Annotated in this window: 11 protein-coding genes and 3 tRNA genes (1 of these 14 cut by a window edge); 4 read left to right on the top strand and 10 right to left on the bottom strand. The window is 74.5% G+C overall.

Features of this window, described 5'->3' with window-relative positions; genetic code table 11:
- Positions 1-103: 103 nt before the first annotated feature.
- Both AB0B40_RS25230 and AB0B40_RS25225 read left to right on the top strand, forming a co-directional pair.
- Entirely contained in the window at positions 104-1141 is a 1038-nt protein-coding gene (locus AB0B40_RS25230) for a rod shape-determining protein (protein ID WP_345056199.1), read from the top strand.
- Positions 1142-1244: 103 nt separating this feature from the next.
- Positions 1245-1733 (top strand): hypothetical protein, encoded by a 489-nt coding sequence (locus AB0B40_RS25225; protein WP_345056197.1) that lies wholly within the window; start codon positions 1245-1247, stop codon positions 1731-1733.
- A 284-nt stretch (positions 1734-2017) separates the two neighbouring features.
- Here AB0B40_RS25225 and AB0B40_RS25220 read toward each other — a convergent pair whose 3' ends face one another.
- The 6 genes from AB0B40_RS25220 to AB0B40_RS25195 form a co-directional block, all read right to left on the bottom strand.
- Positions 2018-3313 (bottom strand): serine/threonine-protein kinase, encoded by a 1296-nt coding sequence (locus AB0B40_RS25220; RefSeq protein WP_362265691.1) that lies wholly within the window; start codon positions 3311-3313, stop codon positions 2018-2020.
- 154 nt (positions 3314-3467) lie between these two features.
- Positions 3468-4751 carry a M20 family metallopeptidase gene (locus AB0B40_RS25215; protein WP_362265689.1) on the bottom strand — a complete coding sequence of 428 codons (1284 nt, stop codon included), beginning with the start codon at positions 4749-4751 and terminating at the stop codon, positions 3468-3470.
- Positions 4752-5521: 770 nt separating this feature from the next.
- On the bottom strand, positions 5522-6775 hold the full coding sequence (locus AB0B40_RS25210) for a TIGR02679 family protein (RefSeq protein ID WP_345056191.1): 1254 nt from the start codon (positions 6773-6775) through the stop codon (positions 5522-5524).
- A complete protein-coding gene (locus AB0B40_RS25205; protein ID WP_362265687.1) occupies positions 6766-10869 on the bottom strand; it encodes a TIGR02680 family protein in 4104 nt (1367 codons plus the stop codon). The genes AB0B40_RS25210 and AB0B40_RS25205 overlap by 10 nt, the downstream gene beginning before the upstream one ends.
- Positions 10866-12104, bottom strand: a complete 1239-nt coding sequence (locus tag AB0B40_RS25200; RefSeq protein WP_362265685.1) for a TIGR02678 family protein — start codon at positions 12102-12104, stop codon at positions 10866-10868. Before AB0B40_RS25200 ends, AB0B40_RS25205 begins: the two co-directional genes overlap by 4 nt.
- Entirely contained in the window at positions 12101-13720 is a 1620-nt protein-coding gene (locus AB0B40_RS25195) for a TIGR02677 family protein (RefSeq protein WP_345056185.1), read from the bottom strand. The genes AB0B40_RS25200 and AB0B40_RS25195 overlap by 4 nt, the downstream gene beginning before the upstream one ends.
- Positions 13721-13879: 159 nt before the next feature.
- Here AB0B40_RS25195 and AB0B40_RS25190 point away from each other — a divergent pair, with 159 nt between their 5' ends.
- Positions 13880-14137, top strand: coding sequence for a type II toxin-antitoxin system VapB family antitoxin (locus AB0B40_RS25190; protein ID WP_345056183.1), 258 nt, complete (start codon positions 13880-13882; stop codon positions 14135-14137).
- Positions 14134-14547, top strand: a complete 414-nt coding sequence (locus AB0B40_RS25185) for a PIN domain nuclease (RefSeq protein ID WP_345056181.1) — start codon at positions 14134-14136, stop codon at positions 14545-14547. Before AB0B40_RS25190 ends, AB0B40_RS25185 begins: the two co-directional genes overlap by 4 nt.
- Before the next feature lie 43 nt (positions 14548-14590).
- Here AB0B40_RS25185 and AB0B40_RS25180 read toward each other — a convergent pair whose 3' ends face one another.
- From AB0B40_RS25180 to AB0B40_RS25165, 4 genes are all read right to left on the bottom strand, one after another.
- Positions 14591-16273 carry a DUF6880 family protein gene (locus AB0B40_RS25180; protein ID WP_345056179.1) on the bottom strand — a complete coding sequence of 561 codons (1683 nt, stop codon included), beginning with the start codon at positions 16271-16273 and terminating at the stop codon, positions 14591-14593.
- Between the two features lie 412 nt (positions 16274-16685).
- A tRNA-Ile gene (locus AB0B40_RS25175) sits at positions 16686-16762 on the bottom strand.
- 174 nt (positions 16763-16936) lie between these two features.
- Positions 16937-17009, bottom strand: a tRNA-Asn gene (locus AB0B40_RS25170).
- Between the two features lie 6 nt (positions 17010-17015).
- Positions 17016-17069 (bottom strand) — tRNA-Asn (locus AB0B40_RS25165) (it continues 119 nt past the right edge of the window).

Raw genomic sequence — 17069 nt, 5'->3', positions numbered from 1 at the left:
GGCCGCTCACGAAAGGCGCCCCCTCCCGGCCTCGCGGCAGGATGCCAGTGGGCCCGCCGGTCAGGCGGGTCCGGCAAGGCCCGCGCACTCGGAAGGATCTGCCGTGACCGTCAGCCTGGAGCAGTTGCGCCGGTGCCACTTCGCCGTCGACCTGGGCGCGGCCCGTACCCGGGTGTACGTGAAGGGCGCCGGTCTCGTCGTGGACCAGCCCTCGGCCGCCGCTATCAACACCCGTACCGGCGCGCTCATCGCCGTCGGCGAGTTCGCGGAGAAGATGACCGGGCGCACCCCGGACTTCATCAAGGTCGTACGGCCCGTCGCCGGCGGCACGGTGGTCGACATCGAGATGGCCCAGCGCATGCTGCGGCATCTGCTCGGCGACAAGATGCGCCGGATGCTGCGCCGCAAGCCCCGGCTGCGGGCGGCGGCCTGCGCCCCGCACGACGCCGACCCGCTGGCCCAGCGCGCGACGATCGAGACACTGGTCGGGCTGGGGGCGCGGCGGGTGGAGCTGGTGGACACGCTGATCGCCGCCGCGGTGGGGTGCGGCCTGCCGGTGGAGCGGCCCGAGGCCACCATGATCATGGTGTGCGGGGCGGCGGCCACCCAGGTCGCGGTGCTCTCGCTGGGCTCCATCGTCGCCGCCGAGCGGATCCCGGTGGGCGGCGAGGCCGTGGACCACGCGATCGTCCAGCACCTGCGGCACGAGCACGAGCTGATGCTGCCCACCCAGTCGGTACGGCCGCTGCAACTGGCCCTGTCCGGCAACGGCCTGACCCCGTACGGCCCGGAGTCCACCGAGATCCACGGCCGGGACGTGGCCACGGGACTCGCCCGCAGTGTGCGCGTGGACACCGCCGCCGTGCGCGACGCGATCCAGACCCCGCTGACGGCCGTGCTGGACGGCATCGGCAAGGTGCTGCGCGACTGCCCGCCCGACCTGGTGGCCGACCTCGTCGACCGGGGTATCACGATGGTCGGCGGCTCCGCCCTGCTGCCGGGTTTCGACCAGATGCTGCGGCAGGCCACCCGGATGCCGGTGCACATCGCCGAACGGCCCGACATCTGCGCGGCCCAGGGCCTGGGCGCCATGCTGGAGGGCCGGATCGAACCGCTGGTCCTGAACCCGCTGGCCGCCTGAGCGGGGCCGGACCGCCGCGGCGGCCACCCCGCCGTGACGCCGGTGTCGATTCTTCGGGCACGGGCGGTTGTGCTCCTCGTCCCCGGCGGGTTGCCTGGGCCGCATGGACTGGTTGCCACTGCTCTCCACCCTGGCCGGGGCCGCGATCGGCATCGTCGCCACGCTCATCGCGGACCGCAACCGGTGGAAGCGCGAGGACGCCAAGGAAGCGCTCCGGCTGCGGCTCGACGTGTACACGCAGTACACCACCGCCGTGAAGGAGCTCGGTGAGACCTTGCGGGCCCTGGCCGGGCGGGAGCACCCGTCCGGCGACGAGCGGGCGCTCGCGCTGCGCGAGGCCTTCCGGGAATCGGGTGTCGCCGTCGCGTCCGAACGGATGTGGCTCATCGCGCCCCAGCCTGTCGTCGAGGCGTCGAACAGCGTGTTCCACTGCCTGCGGTGTATCCGCGACGGCTACGTCGACGGCACCGCCGTCGGCAGTCCGGAGGACCGCGCGCGCTGGGAGCGACGCGGCGAGGCGGCCGCCGAGATGCGCAGGCTCATGCGCGAAGATCTCGGCGTCGGCCCGCTCGGCGAACGCGGCGGCGCCTGAAGGCGGCGCCCCGCCGCGCGGTCCGCGCGCCGACGTGCCGTGGGCGCCGCGCGGTTCAGTACGGCAGGATGCGCCCGGACGGGGTCCGGCGGTCGATCTCCTGCCCGCGCGGGGCGGAGGGCCGCCGGCTGACACGTACCCGGATCCGACGGTCCATGACGCCCTCCTCCTGCTGACACCGGCCGGCGCTGGGCACCGGTAGGGGGTCCGTGCCCAGGAGTTGACCTGTTCAAGCCTGTACGCCTCAAGTCATGTGCTCGACGAGACGGTTGGGGCCGCCCGCGCTACCGGGTCAGATACCGGGCGAGGACCGGGTCGAGCTGGGCCAGCCAGGCGCGGAGCCGGGCCTGACGGCGGGCGTTCAGCTCGCAGGAGTACACACCGCCGTCCCACAGCCGCACAGTGACGGTCAGACGGTGGCCGCGCCAGCTGCGTTCGACGCGCGCGATCTCGTGCCAGGGGAAGTCCGCGGTGGCACCGCCCAGTTCGAGCAGCACTCCGGCGGCGTTGACGACGACACCGGCGCCGTCGTCGGCGAGCACCACCTCCGGGTCCGGACCGGCGTACGGGTTGCCGTACACGATCGGCGGCCCGAAGCCGTAGGGTGCCGGCTGCGCGGGCAGGTGCGGGGGCGTGGCGGGCTGCGCGGGCGGGTGCGGGGGCGTGGCGGTCCGCACCGGCTGCCGGTACGGGGGTGTGGCGGGCGGCGGGGGCACGGCGAACGCCGGTGAGGGCGCGGGGACCGGCCGCGCGGGGGCGGTGTCCGCCCGTGGGTTCGGCGGTGTGCCCGGCCCGCCCGGTGCCGGGGCCGGGTCCGTCAGCAGGTCCAGCAGCGCGCCGGGCGTGGGCCGGTCCGCGGGCTCCTTGGCCAGGCACGCCGCGACCACGTCCGCCAGCGCGGGGGGTACGGCGGTCATGTCCGGCGGCTCGTGCACGGAGCGGTACATCAGACCCATCGGCGTACCCTCACCCCAGGCGCTGCCGCCCGCCGCCGCGACCAGCACGGCACCGAGGGCGAACACGTCGGCGGCGCCGGTCACATCGTGGCCGAGGGCCTGCTCGGGCGCGAGGAAACCGGGCGTGCCGAAGGCGGTGCCGGTCGCGGTGAGGCGGCCGGACTCGACGGCCCGGGAGATGCCGAAGTCCAGGACGCGCGGCCCGTCGTCGGCCATGATGATGTTGCCCGGCTTGAGGTCGCGGTGCACCAGGCCGCAGGAGTGGATGGACTCCAGCGCCTCGGCGAGCGCGGCGCCCAGCGCCCGCAGCCGCGGCTCGTCCATGGCGCCCTCGGCGGCGAGCCGCTCCGAGAGGGTCGGTCCGGGTATGTAGGCGGTGGCCAGCCACAGCGGGTCACCGTCGAGGGCTGCGTCCACCACCGGCGCGGTGTGGAAGCCGCCCACCGCGCGGGCCGCCTCGACCTCGCTGCGGAACCGCTCCCGGAAGACCGGGTCGGCCGCCAGCTCGGGCTTGGCCACCTTCAGCGCGACGGCCCGGCCGCCGCGCGTCCGTGCGAGATACACCGTCCCCATGCCGCCCTCGCCGAGCTTCCGTTCGACGAGGTACCCCCCGATGCGTTCCATGCGGTCCAGTATGGCCGCCGTCCTGACCGGTCCATGCCCGGCGCCCGGTACGGCCGGGGCCGGGGGCGAGGGACCGCCGGGCAGGTGAACCGAGGCCTCCCCGACTCGGCCTGTTCCCGTCCGCCGGCGCGGGCGGCCCATGTGCCGGAGGCGGTCACCGGGCCGGTTCCCCGGTGCGGCCGGCGAGGAAGGCCAGGGCCACGGCGGCCTCGCAGGCGATGCCCGCGGCGAGCGCGTCCTCGTCGACGGCCATGCGGGACGAGTGCAGCGAGGGGGCCTCGTGCGGTTTCAGGTCCGGCGGGCACGCGCCGAGGAAGGCCAGCGCGCCGGGTACGGCCCGCAGGACGTAGGAGAAGTCCTCCGCCGTCATCTGAGGGGCCGGCAGGACGTCCACCGCCTCGGTGCCGAGCGTGTCGGCGGCGGTGCGCAGGACCAGCTCGGTGAAGGCGGTGTCGTTGACGGTGACCGGATAGCCGGGTTCGACGATCGCCTCCGCCGTCGCGCCGTGGGCCGCGGCCACCCCGTGGGCGACCCGGGCGATCGCCTCGTGCAGCCGCTGCCGGATCGGCCCGGCCAGGGTCCGCAGGGTGCCGCCCAGTTCGGCGGTGTCCGGGATGACGCCGGTGGCGGTGCCGGCGGTCAGGCGGGTCACGCTGAGGACGGCGCTGTCGTCGGCGGCCAGGCTGCGGGTGACCATCGTCTGCAGGGCCAGCACGATCTCGCAGGCCACCGGCACCGGGTCGCAGGTGGTGTGCGGCGCCGAGGCGTGCCCGCCACGCCCCCGGACGACGACCCGGAACCGGTCGGAGGCCGCCAGCTGCGGCCCGGGGCGCAGCCACACCGTGCCGGCGGGCAGGGTGGGCTGTACGTGCAGGGCGAAGGCGGCGTCGGCGCGGCTGCCGGACGCCTCCAGCACCCCCTCCTCGATCATGTGACGGGCTCCGTGCTCGCCCTCCTCGCCGGGCTGGAACATGAACACCACCCGCCCGGCGAGCGCGGCACGCCGCCCGGCGAGCAGCCGTGCGGTGCCCACCAGCATCGCCATGTGGGCGTCGTGCCCGCAGGCGTGCATCAGCCCGGGGGTGCGCGAGGCGAACGGCAGCCCGGTGTCCTCGGTGACGGGCAGCGCGTCCATGTCGGCGCGCAGCAGGATCGTCGGCCCGTCGGCCGCCCCGGTGAGGGTCGCGGTCACGGAGGACAGGGCGCGGCCGGTGCGGATGTCCAGGCCGAGGCCGTCGAGCGCGTCCAGCACCAGGCGCTGGGTGGCCGGCAGGTCGAGGCCCAGCTCGGGGCCGCGGTGCAGGGCGCGCCGCAGGGCGACCGCTCCGGGGGCCAGCCGGCGCGCCTCGCGCAGCAGGGCGGGGCCGGCGGTGGTGGCCGGCGGCCCGGGCGGGGCGGCGTCCGGTGTGCCGTGAGCGGCCCGGGGCGGAGGTGTCATGGGGCCGTTCTCCTTTCCGGGTCCGGCCCGTGGGCGGCCCGCGGCGGCGGCACACGAGGAGGCGGTTGCCTTCCCACCGTAGGGACCGCGACGCCGGCCGGACAGTCCCCCGGCGGTCCCGGCGCGACGGATCCGGACAGGGCCGCGTGCTGACAGGATGGCGGATTCCGCCCGGTGACCAGGGGCCGACGCGCTCGGAGGGCGGTCTCTTGCACCGGCGGTTGACGCCGCGTCACGCCGGTGGTCGGGCAGAGGAGTTCCCGCCCCCGTTCATGTGATCCCGGGCGGGGAGGCCGGGGCCTCGCGGCGGCAGGTTGATCACCACGACTGCCGGGCGTCGATCACCGACGTCCAGCGCCGGCCGGCCCGGCCCTCGCGTGTCCACGGTGATCGCCTGCACTGCGGCGGAGCCCCGGCCGAGCGAATGATCTTCCAAGCCGCCGTAACCCCTGCCGACCGCCGGGGGTTAACGCTTCGGCACAGGTGAAAACGTTCCTGCACCGAAGCGCTTCGGTGGGGCGGGTGGGACTCGAACCCACGGCCGACGGATTATGAGTCCTTTTCGGATCTTCCGATCCGTCCCCGCTCTTACCTCGATCTTCCTATAGCAGCAGGTCAGAGGCACTTTGCTGTTCTGGCTCTGTGCCGGCCTTCCTGATCTTTCCGGGTCCTTCCGTCCCCTGCGTGTCCCCTGGCGGTCCTGGAAGCCTCCCCGTGGTGGGGAGCCTGGGACACGCGGTGAGACGGCTACGGCGCCGTAGCCGCCCCGCTCACCGGCCGAGATCGGTCAGCAGGTCGTCGAGTACCGTCTCCTCCTCGATGCGCACGCCGAGTTCCGTGAGGGCGGCGGGCAGGTCCGGATCCCACGCGGCGGTGGTCGGCGTGCCGGTCAGGGGCGGGGCCAGGGGTGTGGCCGCGACGGCGGCACGGTAGTCGGCGGCCGTGTAGCGCCAGGGGTGCCAGGGGACGCGGCGCAGCAGGGCGGATGCGATGCGCAGTCCGCCCCAGTCGAAGTCGCCGTGATAGCGCAGCGCGGTTCCCTGGGCGTGCAGGTGGCGCAGCAGGGTGAGGGCGGCGGCCGAGGGCTGGCCCTGGAGGCAGACCAACGGCGGGCAGGCGGTGCCCAGGGTGTCGGCCGCGACGGCCAGGACGGCCGGGTTCTCGCAGACGCGGACGACAGCAGGTGCCGTGCGCGGCGGCTGCCGGGTGAGCTGCCGTAGCGTCAGGACCGCGGGTTCGCCCTCGCCGGCCGCCCAGTCGAGGGCGGGGGAGCCGTGCAGGCCCAGGGTCAGGACCGTGGCGGACAGGGCGTCCCTGAGGAGCCCGGCGGAGGCCCAGGCCTCGCGGCGCCATTCGGCTCCGCTGCCGTCCGGGAAGCCGGTCAGGGCGCGGGCACCGGACAGGACGAGGGTGGCGAGCGGGGTGCCGTCGTCGAGGGCGTGGGCGTCGTTGAGGGTGGCGGCGGCGAAAACGGACAGGGAGACGGCCGGGTCTGCGGGCAGCCGACGCAGGGCCTCGGCCGTGCCGCCCAGAAGGCTCTTCGCCGCCTGCGGGGTACGGGCGAGCCGGCGTACGAGGCCGTCCGCGCGCAGCCGCTCGGCCCAGCCGGCCAGTTGGGGCCTGTGGGTGTGGATGAGCTCGTCGAGCGGGGCGTACGCGTCCCGCCAGGCCTGCTCCTCCCGCTCGCGAACGTCGGCGACCCGGGCGACGGGTCCGGTGAGGGCGGTGACGGCGGAGCCCAGGCCGCCGGGGCTGGCGCCGGAGCGGCGCAGGACGGCGTCCACGGTGTCGAGGCGCACGCTGAGCGAGCGTCCGGCGCCGGGGGCACGGCCCAGCAGCCGTTCGGCGGCGGCGCGCTGCGCGGGGGTGGGGTCGGCCAGGGTGACCGGCCCGGTCAGGGGCTCCTCCCGTGCCATGCGGCGGCGTACGCGGTCGACCAGCCAGGCCAGGTCCGGGCCACCGAGCAGCCGGGCCAGGCGGTCGCGGTCGACGGGCGCCGGGGGCCGCCCGTCGTTCACGGCCACAGGGCGTCCTCACCCTCAGCGGTGGAGGCGACGGCCTGCGCGGGCAGGGACACGAGCCCATGGCCCGGCTCCGTACCCCGCACCCGTTCGGCTCCGTCCCATTCCCATCGGGTCACCAGGACCGCCGGGATCTCCTCGACGCGGGAGAGCTGGGCGATGGCGATGCCGGGAACCTGCGGGTAGCAGGCCCATTCGCGTTCGCTGGTCATCACCACATCCAGGTCGAAGGCGTGCAGCAGGCCAAGGCACTTGGCGCGGGAGTCGTCGTCGACCCCGGCGAACGCCTCGTCCAGGGTGACCAGGCGCGGGGCGTGCGGGGCGGCCGTGGCGTAGTGCGAGGAGGCCGCCGCGAACAGCGGCACGCTCACGGCCAGGACCCGTTCGCCGCCGGAGGCGGGCCCGGTGGCCGGGACCCACTTGCCGTGCTGGTGGCGTTCGATGCCGAACTCGTGCCAGGCGCGGTAGTCGAGGGCCGCGGTGAGCACCTCAAGCCAGCTGCCCGCGGTGTCGTCGGCCTGCCTGCGGGCGATCTCGGCCTGCAGGAACTCGCCGACCGCGGCCCGGTCCTCGGGCGTCCAGGCGTCGGCGGACTGGCGCAGCCGCTCGCGGGCCTGGGCGAGGCCGGCCGGAGCCTTGCGCGAAGGGCGCCAGACCAGGCGCAGCCTCATGCCGGTGGAGGTGGGCCGTTCCTCAAGTTCGGCGTTCATGGCCCGCACCTGGCGCTCGGCGGCGCCGATCAGCTCCTGCAGCGTGCCGGCGACCTCGGTGAGGAGGTGGGTTTCGAGGATTTCGCGTTCGTGCGCGGACAGGATGCGGGTCAGCTCGGCGACCTCCGCGGCGAGGGCCTCGGCGAGCTCGGGGACGGCCCGCTGACGGCCCTGGTAGACGATCTCGACGACCATGCCCTCCTCGGCCATCCGGGCGGAGGCGCTGTGGCCGCCGCGGGAGAGGGCGTCCTGGAGCTTCTTGTACTCCTCGCTGAGCCGCTTCTGCACCCGCTCCCAGGCCCCCTCGGAATCATCGGTTCCGGACAGTTCGGCCTCGATGGAGCGGGCGAGGGCGACGGCCGGGGTGGCGGCCCATGGCCCGGCGTCGAGCGGAGGTACGGCTGCCTCGGGCAGGGCGACGGCGAGCAGCCCGGTGGCCGCGAACCGCTGGAGCGCCGCGATGGCCTCGGCGCGGGCCGCGGCAGCGTCACGGACGTCCACCTCCAGGCGTTCGATGTGCCCCTGGGCGAGATGGGCGCGCCGGTCGGCGGCCGTGTGGTCCTCGCGGGCCCGCCGCTGGTCGCCCTCGCAGGCGACCAGCGCGTCGGCGGTCTCGGCGAGGCGCCGCTGAAGTTCCGCGACGGCGGCGCCGACGGTGGAACGCAGGGTGGTGTGGCGTTCGTCCGCTGCGGCGGCGAGACGCGCCGATTCCTCGGCGCGCAGGGACAGTTCGGCCACCCGAGTGCCGGCCCGCTCGGTCTCGGCATGTTCGTCGGCCAGGGCACGCGCCGCGTCGGTGCGCTCGCTCAGGGCGGGCCACAGGGCGGCGAGGACGGCACCGTAGTCGGCCAGGGCCTGGCGGACGGCGGCCAGGCCCGCCCGGTCCGCGGGCAGGTTCACCGCCGCCGCGGTCTCGGCGAGTTCGGTGGCGGCCCCGGCTTCCCGCCGGGACACGGCCGCCAGTTCGGCCGAGCGTTCGTCGCGGCGGGCACGAGCCCGGTGCGCGGCGTCGGCGGCGGCGGCGGCGAGCGCGTGCGCGTGGCGCAGGGCGGCGTCGTCGGGAAGGGCGGCCAGCTCGGTGTCGAGGGTGCCCCGGCGCCGGTCCACGTCGGCGCGCTCGGCGTCGAGCCGGTCCATCTCGCCCGCCAGGGCGCCGAGTTCGTCACGCAGGGCGGCGATCCGGGCCCGGCGCGCCTCCTCGCGGGCGCCCTCGCCGACGTACACGGCCGCCGGTTTCGACCAGCCGCCGGTCAGCGCCCCGACGCGGAAGCGGCCGTCGGCCGCCACCCAGGTGTCACCGGATCCGCCGGAGCCGAGACCCACGGCCGCCAGCAGCCGGGAGACGGTCTCCTCACCCACCGACAGGGCTCGGGCGTCGCCGTGGTCGACGGCGGGGCGGAGCACGTCGGCGAGCGTCGGCCCGCTCAGGGGGGCACCCGGCGACAGCAGAACGTCGTGCCCGTCCGCGTGCACGGCCGTGCCGTCCGGGTACACCCAGGCGTCCAACAGACCGGAGGCCTCCAACGCGGCCTCCAGGCTGGCCCGTTCACCGGCCGGCACCTGCTCGCGGAAGTCGACCAGCCGCCACAGCGGCGCCCCCGGCGCCTGGTCGCGGACGCCGGGCGTCCGGGTGTGCGGTGCCGTGGGGCCGCGCTGGCCGCCCGCCTCCAGCTCGGCCAGTTCCCGCTCGGCCTCGGCGGACCGGGCCCGGAGCCCGGCGAGTTCCTGCCCGAGGGCGGCCGTCCGGTCGGCCAGACGCGCCGCCCGTTCGCGGTGGGCCTGAGCCGCGTGTTCCCGTGCGGGATACGAGCCCTGACAGTGCGTCACCCAGTCCTGGAGGCCGTCCAGCAGCCCGGCCGGATCGGCGACGGCCAGCTCCCGGCAGGCGTCCAGATGCGCGCGGACGCGGGCCACGAGGTCCCGGCCCGCCTCGGCGGCCCGCTCCTCGGCCTCGGCCTGTCGCCCCGCGGTGTGGCCGGCCTCGGTCTCGGCCTCGTCCAGCCGGCGGGCGGCGGCCCGCCGTTCGGCGGCGGCCTCGTCGGCGCGGGCTGCCAGCTCCTCCACGTGCTCGACGGTGCGGCGCCTGCGCACCACGGACTCCTCGGCCGTACGCCGCAGTTCGCTCTCCGGCACGCCGTCGGTGCGTAGCCCGCCGTCGAGCCGGGCCGCGGCTGCCGCCTCCCGCTCGCGGGTGAGCGTGTCGGCGATCCGCTCCTCGGCCGCGTCGAGGCGTCGCCGGGCCGTCTCCAGGCGGCCGAGCGCCCGGGTGTGCGCCTGGGCCGCCTCGTCCCGATCGGCCTCGGCGCGGGCCAGCTCCCCGGTGGTGCGGCGGGCATCGGCCGCCGCCTGCTCCAGCTCCCGGGCGCTGCGCATCTCGGGGCCCTCGCGCAGGGCCGCCTCCTGCGCCTTCAGACGGGTGGCGGTCTCCTCCAGCTCGGCGATCCGCTCAGCGGCAGCGGCCCGGTCCCGCTCGGCCTCCTCCCGCTCGGCACGGGCCTGGGCCAGGTCGCGGTGCAGCTGCTCGTAGCGGGCGTGCTCGCTGCGGGGCAGCCGGGCCCGGCGCCTTGTCGCGACGCGAGCGTAGCGGCGGTAGTGGTCCAGGAACGCGGAGGCGGCCCGCTCCGCCTCGGCGGCGGCCCGCAGCTCCTCCTTCTCCTCGTCCAGGGACCGGAACGCCTCGGCCACGTCCGCGACGACCGCCTGGTCCATCGGCGGCAGCGCCTCGGTCAGCGCCCGGGACAGGGCGGTCTCGTTGGGCCGTTTCGACAGCTGGGGCTGGCGCAGCTGGATCAGCAGGTCGACCAGGGCGGCGTAGCGCCGCTCGCCGAGGCCGAACAGCGCCTCGTCGACCGCCCTGCGGTGCGCGGTGGCCGTGTCGTACACCATGCCGCGTCCGGCGACCGCGTCCGCGAGCCGGTCCCGGGACAGCGCCGTGCCGGTGGCGTCCAGCAGGCTCAGGTCCTCGCCGACGCGCTGGTCGGTGACGGCGTACCAGTGGCGGGCGATGCCTCGGCCCGCGACCGCCTTCAGCCCGCAGGCGAGCGTGCGGAAATGGGCCTGCCCGGTGTCGGCGTCGACGCGGCCGAACTCGATCCAGGTGTAGCCGAGCCGCTCGGAGTGCGGGTGCTCCCCGCCCAGCAGCAGGTTCCACTCCATGCGCTTGTTCGGGTCTGCGTCCGGCTCCACACGGCGCGCGGACAGGTCGCCGTCCAGCAGGAACGGGAGGGTGAGGGCGAGGACCTTGGACTTGCCGGTGCCGTTGTTGCCGCGCAGCAGCAGCCGGCCGTCGCGGAACCAGAACTCCTCGGTGTCGTAGTAGAAGAGGTCGACCAGGCCGATGCGCAACGGTCGCCAGCGGCCGGGAGCGGGCTGGGGCAGGGCGGTCACGGCTGCGGTGCCTTTCGTCGAGAGGTGCGGGGGCTGCGGACTCCCGGTTCCACGACAACGGTCTCGCCGACCGCGTACCGGGCGAGTGCGGGCAGCAAAGCCACGCCCTGGGGCGTGCGGGTGACCAGGGCGAGCGCGGTCAGCTTGGCCAGAGCCTGCTCCACCAGCTCCCCTTCCGCGCCGGGCTGCTTGGCGCTCTTGGACCAGAACCCTCCGTGCTCGACGGCCAGTTCCCGCACCCGGCGCTCAAGTTCCTCGCGGCTCACCTCGCCGCCCGCTGCCGCGAGGTGCTCGGCGAGCAGCAGGGTGACGTGCCCGTGGGTGCCCTGCTCCGGCATCCGTACGTCGGTGAGGTCGTCCTGGGGGTCGACCATGGCGATGCCCTCGGCGCGCACCTCCGCCACCAGGCCGGTCAGTTCGCCGACGCGGGCGGTGAGGAAGGCGCGCTGGCGGGTCAGGTAGGCGAGTTCCTCGTCGCTCAGCTCGTCGTAGTACAGCACCGGGTCGTCCAGGAGGCGGCGGGTGAGCTTCTGACGGATCGCCCGGAACCGCAGTTCGTCGCTGTCCAGCGCGCTCTCCGCGATGAGCCGGTCCAGCCGCTCCTCGAAGCCGTCGGCCGTGATCGTGGAGGGGCCGTGGCGGGCGGAGAGCAGTCCGGCCAGGACACGGCGCTGGACGTCGTAGAGCACATCGCCCGTCCCACTGACGTAGGCGTCCTCGTCCCCGGCGACCCGCCGCAGCACGCCGTGGCGCAGCAGCAGCCGTACGACGGCGGCGAGGTCCCCTCGCTCGTCGCGCCGCTCCAGCGTGAACTGCAACCCGGCCGCGGCCAGGTGCGGGTCGGCGGCCTCCAGCACCACCTGTTCGGCGAGACGGCCGAGCGCGATCTGTGCCTCCCCGCGCTCCAGCACAGCGAGCGCCAGGCACAGCAGCACGTAGCGGCGGCGGGTGAACGGCGCACCGGCGCGGGACGCCTCGCGGGCCGGGTGGGTGGCGTCGGCGAGGGTGCCAGGCGTCTTGCGCAGCCGGGCGACCTCCGCGTCCACCCGCAGCGACCAGCCGGTGTTGCGCTCGAACCAGTCGCGCAGCTCGCCGGCGTACTGCCTGACCAGGCGGTACGCGTCGGCGTCCGGGCCGTGCGCGAGCAGCAGCGGCTCCTTGAGCAGGGCACGTGCGGCCTTGTGGAACTCGGCGGTGCGCCGGCCGTCCAGCACCTCACCCAGGGGTGTGGTCATCGCGCCTCCCGTGCGGGGACACCCGCGGTCAGGTCGGTGATCTCGACGAGGTGGTCGGGGCCGCGGAACACCCCGCCCGGCGTGCGGACCTCGGCCGTCGTACCGTCGTCGAGCGCGGTGAGCCGGATGTCCATCGTGCCGTCGTTGCTGGTGGTGACGGTCGTCGTCATGCCGGGCCGCCAGGTGGCCAGGGCGTCGCCGAGCAGCCGCAGGAACAGGCCGAAGGCCATGGGGTCGAGCTCTCCCAGCGCGGACAGCCGGGTGGTGCCGTCCGTCGCGAGCCGGGCGCGGGCCGCGGCGATCTCCGCCGCCTGCTTGGCGGCGATCTCCGCCAGCAGCCGCCGCTGTTCGGAGCGGTCCTGCACCTTGCGGGGCTTTCCGCGCCGCTCGTAGCTGCCGGTGCGGCGCAGCTGCGGGCTGATCCGCAGCGGCTCGGCCTCGGCCCACGGGGTGGAGGCGGCCACCGGCCGGGCCGCGCGGTCGGCGAGGGTGTCGGCGTCGACGGTGAGATGCCGGGCCGGGTACAGACCGAACGCGGCGCGCCACAGCCGGTGCCGCGCCTCGGCGTCGGGGGCCTCGGCGAACCAGCGGGCCAGGGTGCGGAAGTCCGCCGACCGGTCCGAACGCCCGGCCCGCCGCTCGTTCAACTGCCGTACGACGGCGAGGAGCTGCGGGATGGCGCCGAGGGCGCGGCCGCGCAGCAGCCGGGCCTGGGACTCGCGGCCGTCGGCGGACACGAACCAGGCGGACAGGCCCGCCCACTTCGCCGCCCACCGCGCCCGCGCCCGCGCCTCGGCGCTCTCGGCCTCGTCCGGGGCGGCGTCGGCCGCCTCCCGTGCCGCCGCCAGCCGCAGCAGCACTCCGACCCGGCCCTGCTCCTCCAGTTCGCCGATGAGCCGCGCGATCCGCCCGCCGAGCGTGATCAGGTCCTGGATGAACCGCTCCAGGTACTGGATCAGCCGGTCCTTGTAGGCGAGGAACACCTCGACCTCGACGCCGTGCAGGTCGATGGTGCGCTGCAGCGACCCCATGAAGGCGCGCGCGTTCTCCGCCAGCGCCTCGAACCGGTTCGTCAGCGTGGACAGCGCTAGGTGGGCCTTGGCCGGATCCGGTTCGCCTTCCTCGTGCTCGGCGGCGATCACGAGCAGGGCGCGCAGCTGCGTGACGATGTCGTGCAGCGCCACCGCCTGCAGCGCGCCGCGCCGCCCCAGCGCCTCGTCGTACACGGACAGCGCCTGTTCCGCGGCCTCGCCGGCCTGGGTGAGCTGGTAGATGAAGCGCCTGCGGTAGAAGTCCTCGACCGCGGTGACCCTGGAGGTGTCCGGATCGGCCCGCAGATTGCCCCACCCGACGAGGCTGTCCAGCGCCTTGACCACGGCGTCCGGGGCGGCGGGGCGGTGCTCCGACGGCAGCGCGGCGTGCACGTCCTCGGGCCGCAGATGCACCGCGAACCGCTCCTTGGCCAGCAGGAACACACGCATCACCTGGCGGTAGAGGGCGGCGTTGGGTGCGGTGAGGTGGGCGAACGGGGCGTACGAGGTCTCGGTGGAGGAATCCGCGGATGCGGCGGCCTCGTCGGGGCGGATGCGGTCCGGTTCCGCAGGGCGTGACGTCATCGTCCTGGCATTCTTCCCGATGAGACCTCTCCAGCGGCAATTCCGGCCAGACCCTTGCGCTGGGCTGCCATGCGCAGACGACTCGGAACAAGTAACCCCCGCCCAGGCATACTCGATCAGGTATATTGATATATGAGGCTGTATATATAAGGGGGCGCCGTGAGCCGCACCGTGATCGATCTCGACGACGAGGCCCTGGAGGCTGCCGCCAAGGAGCTCGGCACCACGACCAAGCGCGACACCATCAACACCGCCCTGCGGGAGGTCACCGCCCGCTACCGGCGACTGCGCGCTCTCGGAGAGGCCCGCGAACTGGTCGCCGAGGGCGCCCTGGACATGGACGTTCTCCTCGACAAGAGCAAGTACCGGTCCACCGGCGAGCCGGACGGTGCCGGCGGCGCGGGAGCGGATGCGTGACCGTCGCCGACTACCTGATCGACACCTCCGCCCTCGCCCGCGTCCTCCTCGGCCAGAGCACGGCCGAGTGGGACGACAGGATCGGCGCGGGACTCGTCGCCCTCTGCGACATCACCGAACTGGAAGTCCTCTACTCCGCACGCTCGGCGGCAGACCGAGAACGCGTGAAGCGCACGCTGAACGCCCACTACACCTGGTGCCCCATGCCCGACGGCATCTACCGCCGCGCACGCGTCGTCCAGGAACTGCTCACCGCCAAGGGCGAGCATCGCAGCGCGGGACCCGTCGACCTGCTGGTCGCCGCCGCCGCGGAAGAGGCGGGGCTGACCCTGCTGCACTACGACCGCGACTTCGAGACGATCGCCCGTGCGACCGGACAGCCCGTACGCATGATCGACGTCAGGGACTGAGAAGCACAGTCCGGCACGCGGTGAGCGGGCATCGGGCCCCCTTTCACAGCCCGTACCGGTCGAGGATGCTCATCAACTTGCGCCGGCGTTTCAGTTCCGCCCGCAGGCCGGCGAGACAGCCGGTGAACGCCTCCTGCGTCCCCAGCACACGATGGCAGTCACGGGCACCCTGCAGCAGCCGCGCCAGGTGCTCGTAGACCCGGTCACCGGTCGGCTCCTTCAGCCTCTCGACCAGCCGCAGGTAGACCGCGAGCGCCTCGGCCGGGTGCGTCTCGCGCGACAGGTCGGCGAGGTGTTCCCACTGCCGGTCGTCGGCGATGCCCTCGGCCTCGCGCCAGGCCGCGTCCGCATCGCCGTCATCGAGCAGCGCGTCGATCAGCACGGGCCCGCCGTACCGGCCGCCGCGCTCACGGCGGGCGTCTTCCCTCAGCGCGGCCAGCGCGGCCACGCGCTCAGCCCCCCAGCACTCTGCGGCCTGAGCGGCAGAGCGCAGCTGCTGGTAGGCGGCCAGGGACCGCTCGGTGCGGAACCGGTCCCGGCGCACGCCGGCCACGTCGGCATGCCGCCCCGCCTTCGCGTGACGGGCACACACGTAGTCGACCAGGCGGCCCTCGATGTACGTCTCGGCGGCACAGTCCCGAAGTCCGCGCTCCGCCCATGTGAGCGCCTCGTCAGCGCGGCCCGCGGACTCCAGTTCCTCGGCGATGCGCAGGTGGGTGGCACCGGACGGGTCGAGGTCCTGTGCGTACAGGGCGACCAGCGCGTCGATGTCGCCCTCCGCCTTGACCAGACGCTCCATCAGATACCGCGCCGCCCACCCCGTCGGCCTGCGTCTGAGTGCCTCGGCCGCCAACTGCCGCACGCGGGCAAGCCCACTCGGCCCCAGCACCTCGGCATAGTCCAGCGGGTCCAGATCCGTCAGCCCGCCGCCGTCGCCGAGCACCTGGCCGACCAGCCACTCGGCCAGCCGCTCCGGATCGGTGCGCGCGGCTCCGCACGCTTCCACATGGGCCTCGGCCACCGCGGCGGCGGCCTGCCCCACCACACCGTCGGAGTCGTCGATCTCCCCGTACGCCTCCCCCAGCACCCGGATCGCCTCCTCGGCCAGACCGACCGCCTGCGCCGCCCGACCGTCGGCGGTCAGCTCGCGCAGCGCGGCCGCCGCCTCTGCCACCTGCTGCGCATACCCGGGGGCATCGGCGTACTCGACGTACCCGTACCGGGCGAAGGGCCGCGGATCGATCAGCACCAGGATCCGCTCCCGGACCGTACCGAGGTCGGAACGAGCCGCGGCGGCCCGCAGCTCCAGACGCCGGCGCAGCCCGCGGTCCTCGGCGATCTGCTCCCGCACCAGGGTCAGGAGTTCGTCCCGGGACAGCGCAGTCAGCCACGCTTCCAAGCCGGAGGCCCGTGCCTGTGCCGCGGCCCGCTGACGCGGGATCGTCTTTGCCCGCCGCAGCACGGTCAGCCCCACCGCCACACAGTGCTTACAGAAGTTGCCCTCCTGCCCGTACGGGCAGTCGCACCACCCCGAGAGCCCGTCGTCCCCGGCCAGGGTGAGCTCCACCTCGTAGACATCCGTACCGTGCACCACGGCGGTGACCGAGCTCTCCCCCACCTCCAGACCGCTCACCGCGTCCCGATACCCCAGCCCCCGCTCGAAGGACCGAACCCCGGCCAGCGCCCGCAGATCGTCCTCGCCGAACCCCACAACTTTCCGTGCCACACCGCATATTCAACCGCGGATGGGGGGGCTCGCGGAGGCCCGGCGACTCCTGCCGTCCACTCGTGCGCGGCCGCGTGCGGCGGGGTACCCGAGCCGAAGGACGCGGCCCTGCCGCGGGCGTCCGCGCGGAGCTGGTCGTGACGGCGAGAGAGCCCAAGCAAGAAGTGCACCGCGAAGCCGCACCGCAGTTCCGGAACCTCGTGTCCCCTGAGCGTCCCCTGGGCGCGCTTCCACTCCAGCCCGCCGCCCCGCCAGCCACTACATCACCGCAGGTCACAGCCCCAAGGGCAACTGCAGACCCAGGCGTCTACCCAAGTAATGCCCAACGGGGTCACTCCGTTGGGCCGAAGTCCCGAATCCCGCAGTCCGAAGAGACGTTTCCGCAGGTCAGAACGTTTCTTTAACTTGCCTTTGGTGGGGCGGGTGGGACTCGAACCCACGGCCGACGGATTATGAGTCCGCTGCTCTAACCGGCTGAGCTACCGCCCCATAGCGGCGTGTCGCGTACAAGTGTGCGCGCCGTCTGCCGCAGCATAGCCGCTCATACGATCTCCTGCCTCGGATGGTCGGCTTCCGTGCTGCTCATGACCGTGAGGACATCACCGCAGGCGCGGCGGTTCCCGCGGACATGAAAAAGGACCCCTGAGGGGTCCTCGTTCAGCGCTCCCCCGACTGGACTCGAACCAGTAACCTGCCGGTTAACAGCCGGCTGCTCTGCCAATTGAGCTACGGAGGACCGAAGCTCCCCCGACTGGACTCGAACCAGTAACCTGCCGGTTAACAGCCGGCTGCTCTG

This window comes from Streptomyces sp. NPDC042638, assembly GCF_040647235.1.
GTDB lineage: Bacteria > Actinomycetota > Actinomycetes > Streptomycetales > Streptomycetaceae > Streptomyces > Streptomyces rameus.
Note: the sequence above shows the minus strand (reverse complement) of the source record. Positions and strands in the feature narration are given on the sequence as shown.

Coding starts and splice junctions, on each gene's coding strand:
- AB0B40_RS25225 (WP_345056197.1), top strand. CDS start 1,245: ATGGACTGGTTGCCACTGCTCTCCACCCTGGCCGGGGCCGCGATCGGC.
- AB0B40_RS25200 (WP_362265685.1), bottom strand. CDS start 12,104: ATGACCACACCCCTGGGTGAGGTGCTGGACGGCCGGCGCACCGCCGAG.
- AB0B40_RS25220 (WP_362265691.1), bottom strand. CDS start 3,313: ATGGAACGCATCGGGGGGTACCTCGTCGAACGGAAGCTCGGCGAGGGC.
- AB0B40_RS25215 (WP_362265689.1), bottom strand. CDS start 4,751: ATGACACCTCCGCCCCGGGCCGCTCACGGCACACCGGACGCCGCCCCG.
- AB0B40_RS25195 (WP_345056185.1), bottom strand. CDS start 13,720: ATGACGTCACGCCCTGCGGAACCGGACCGCATCCGCCCCGACGAGGCC.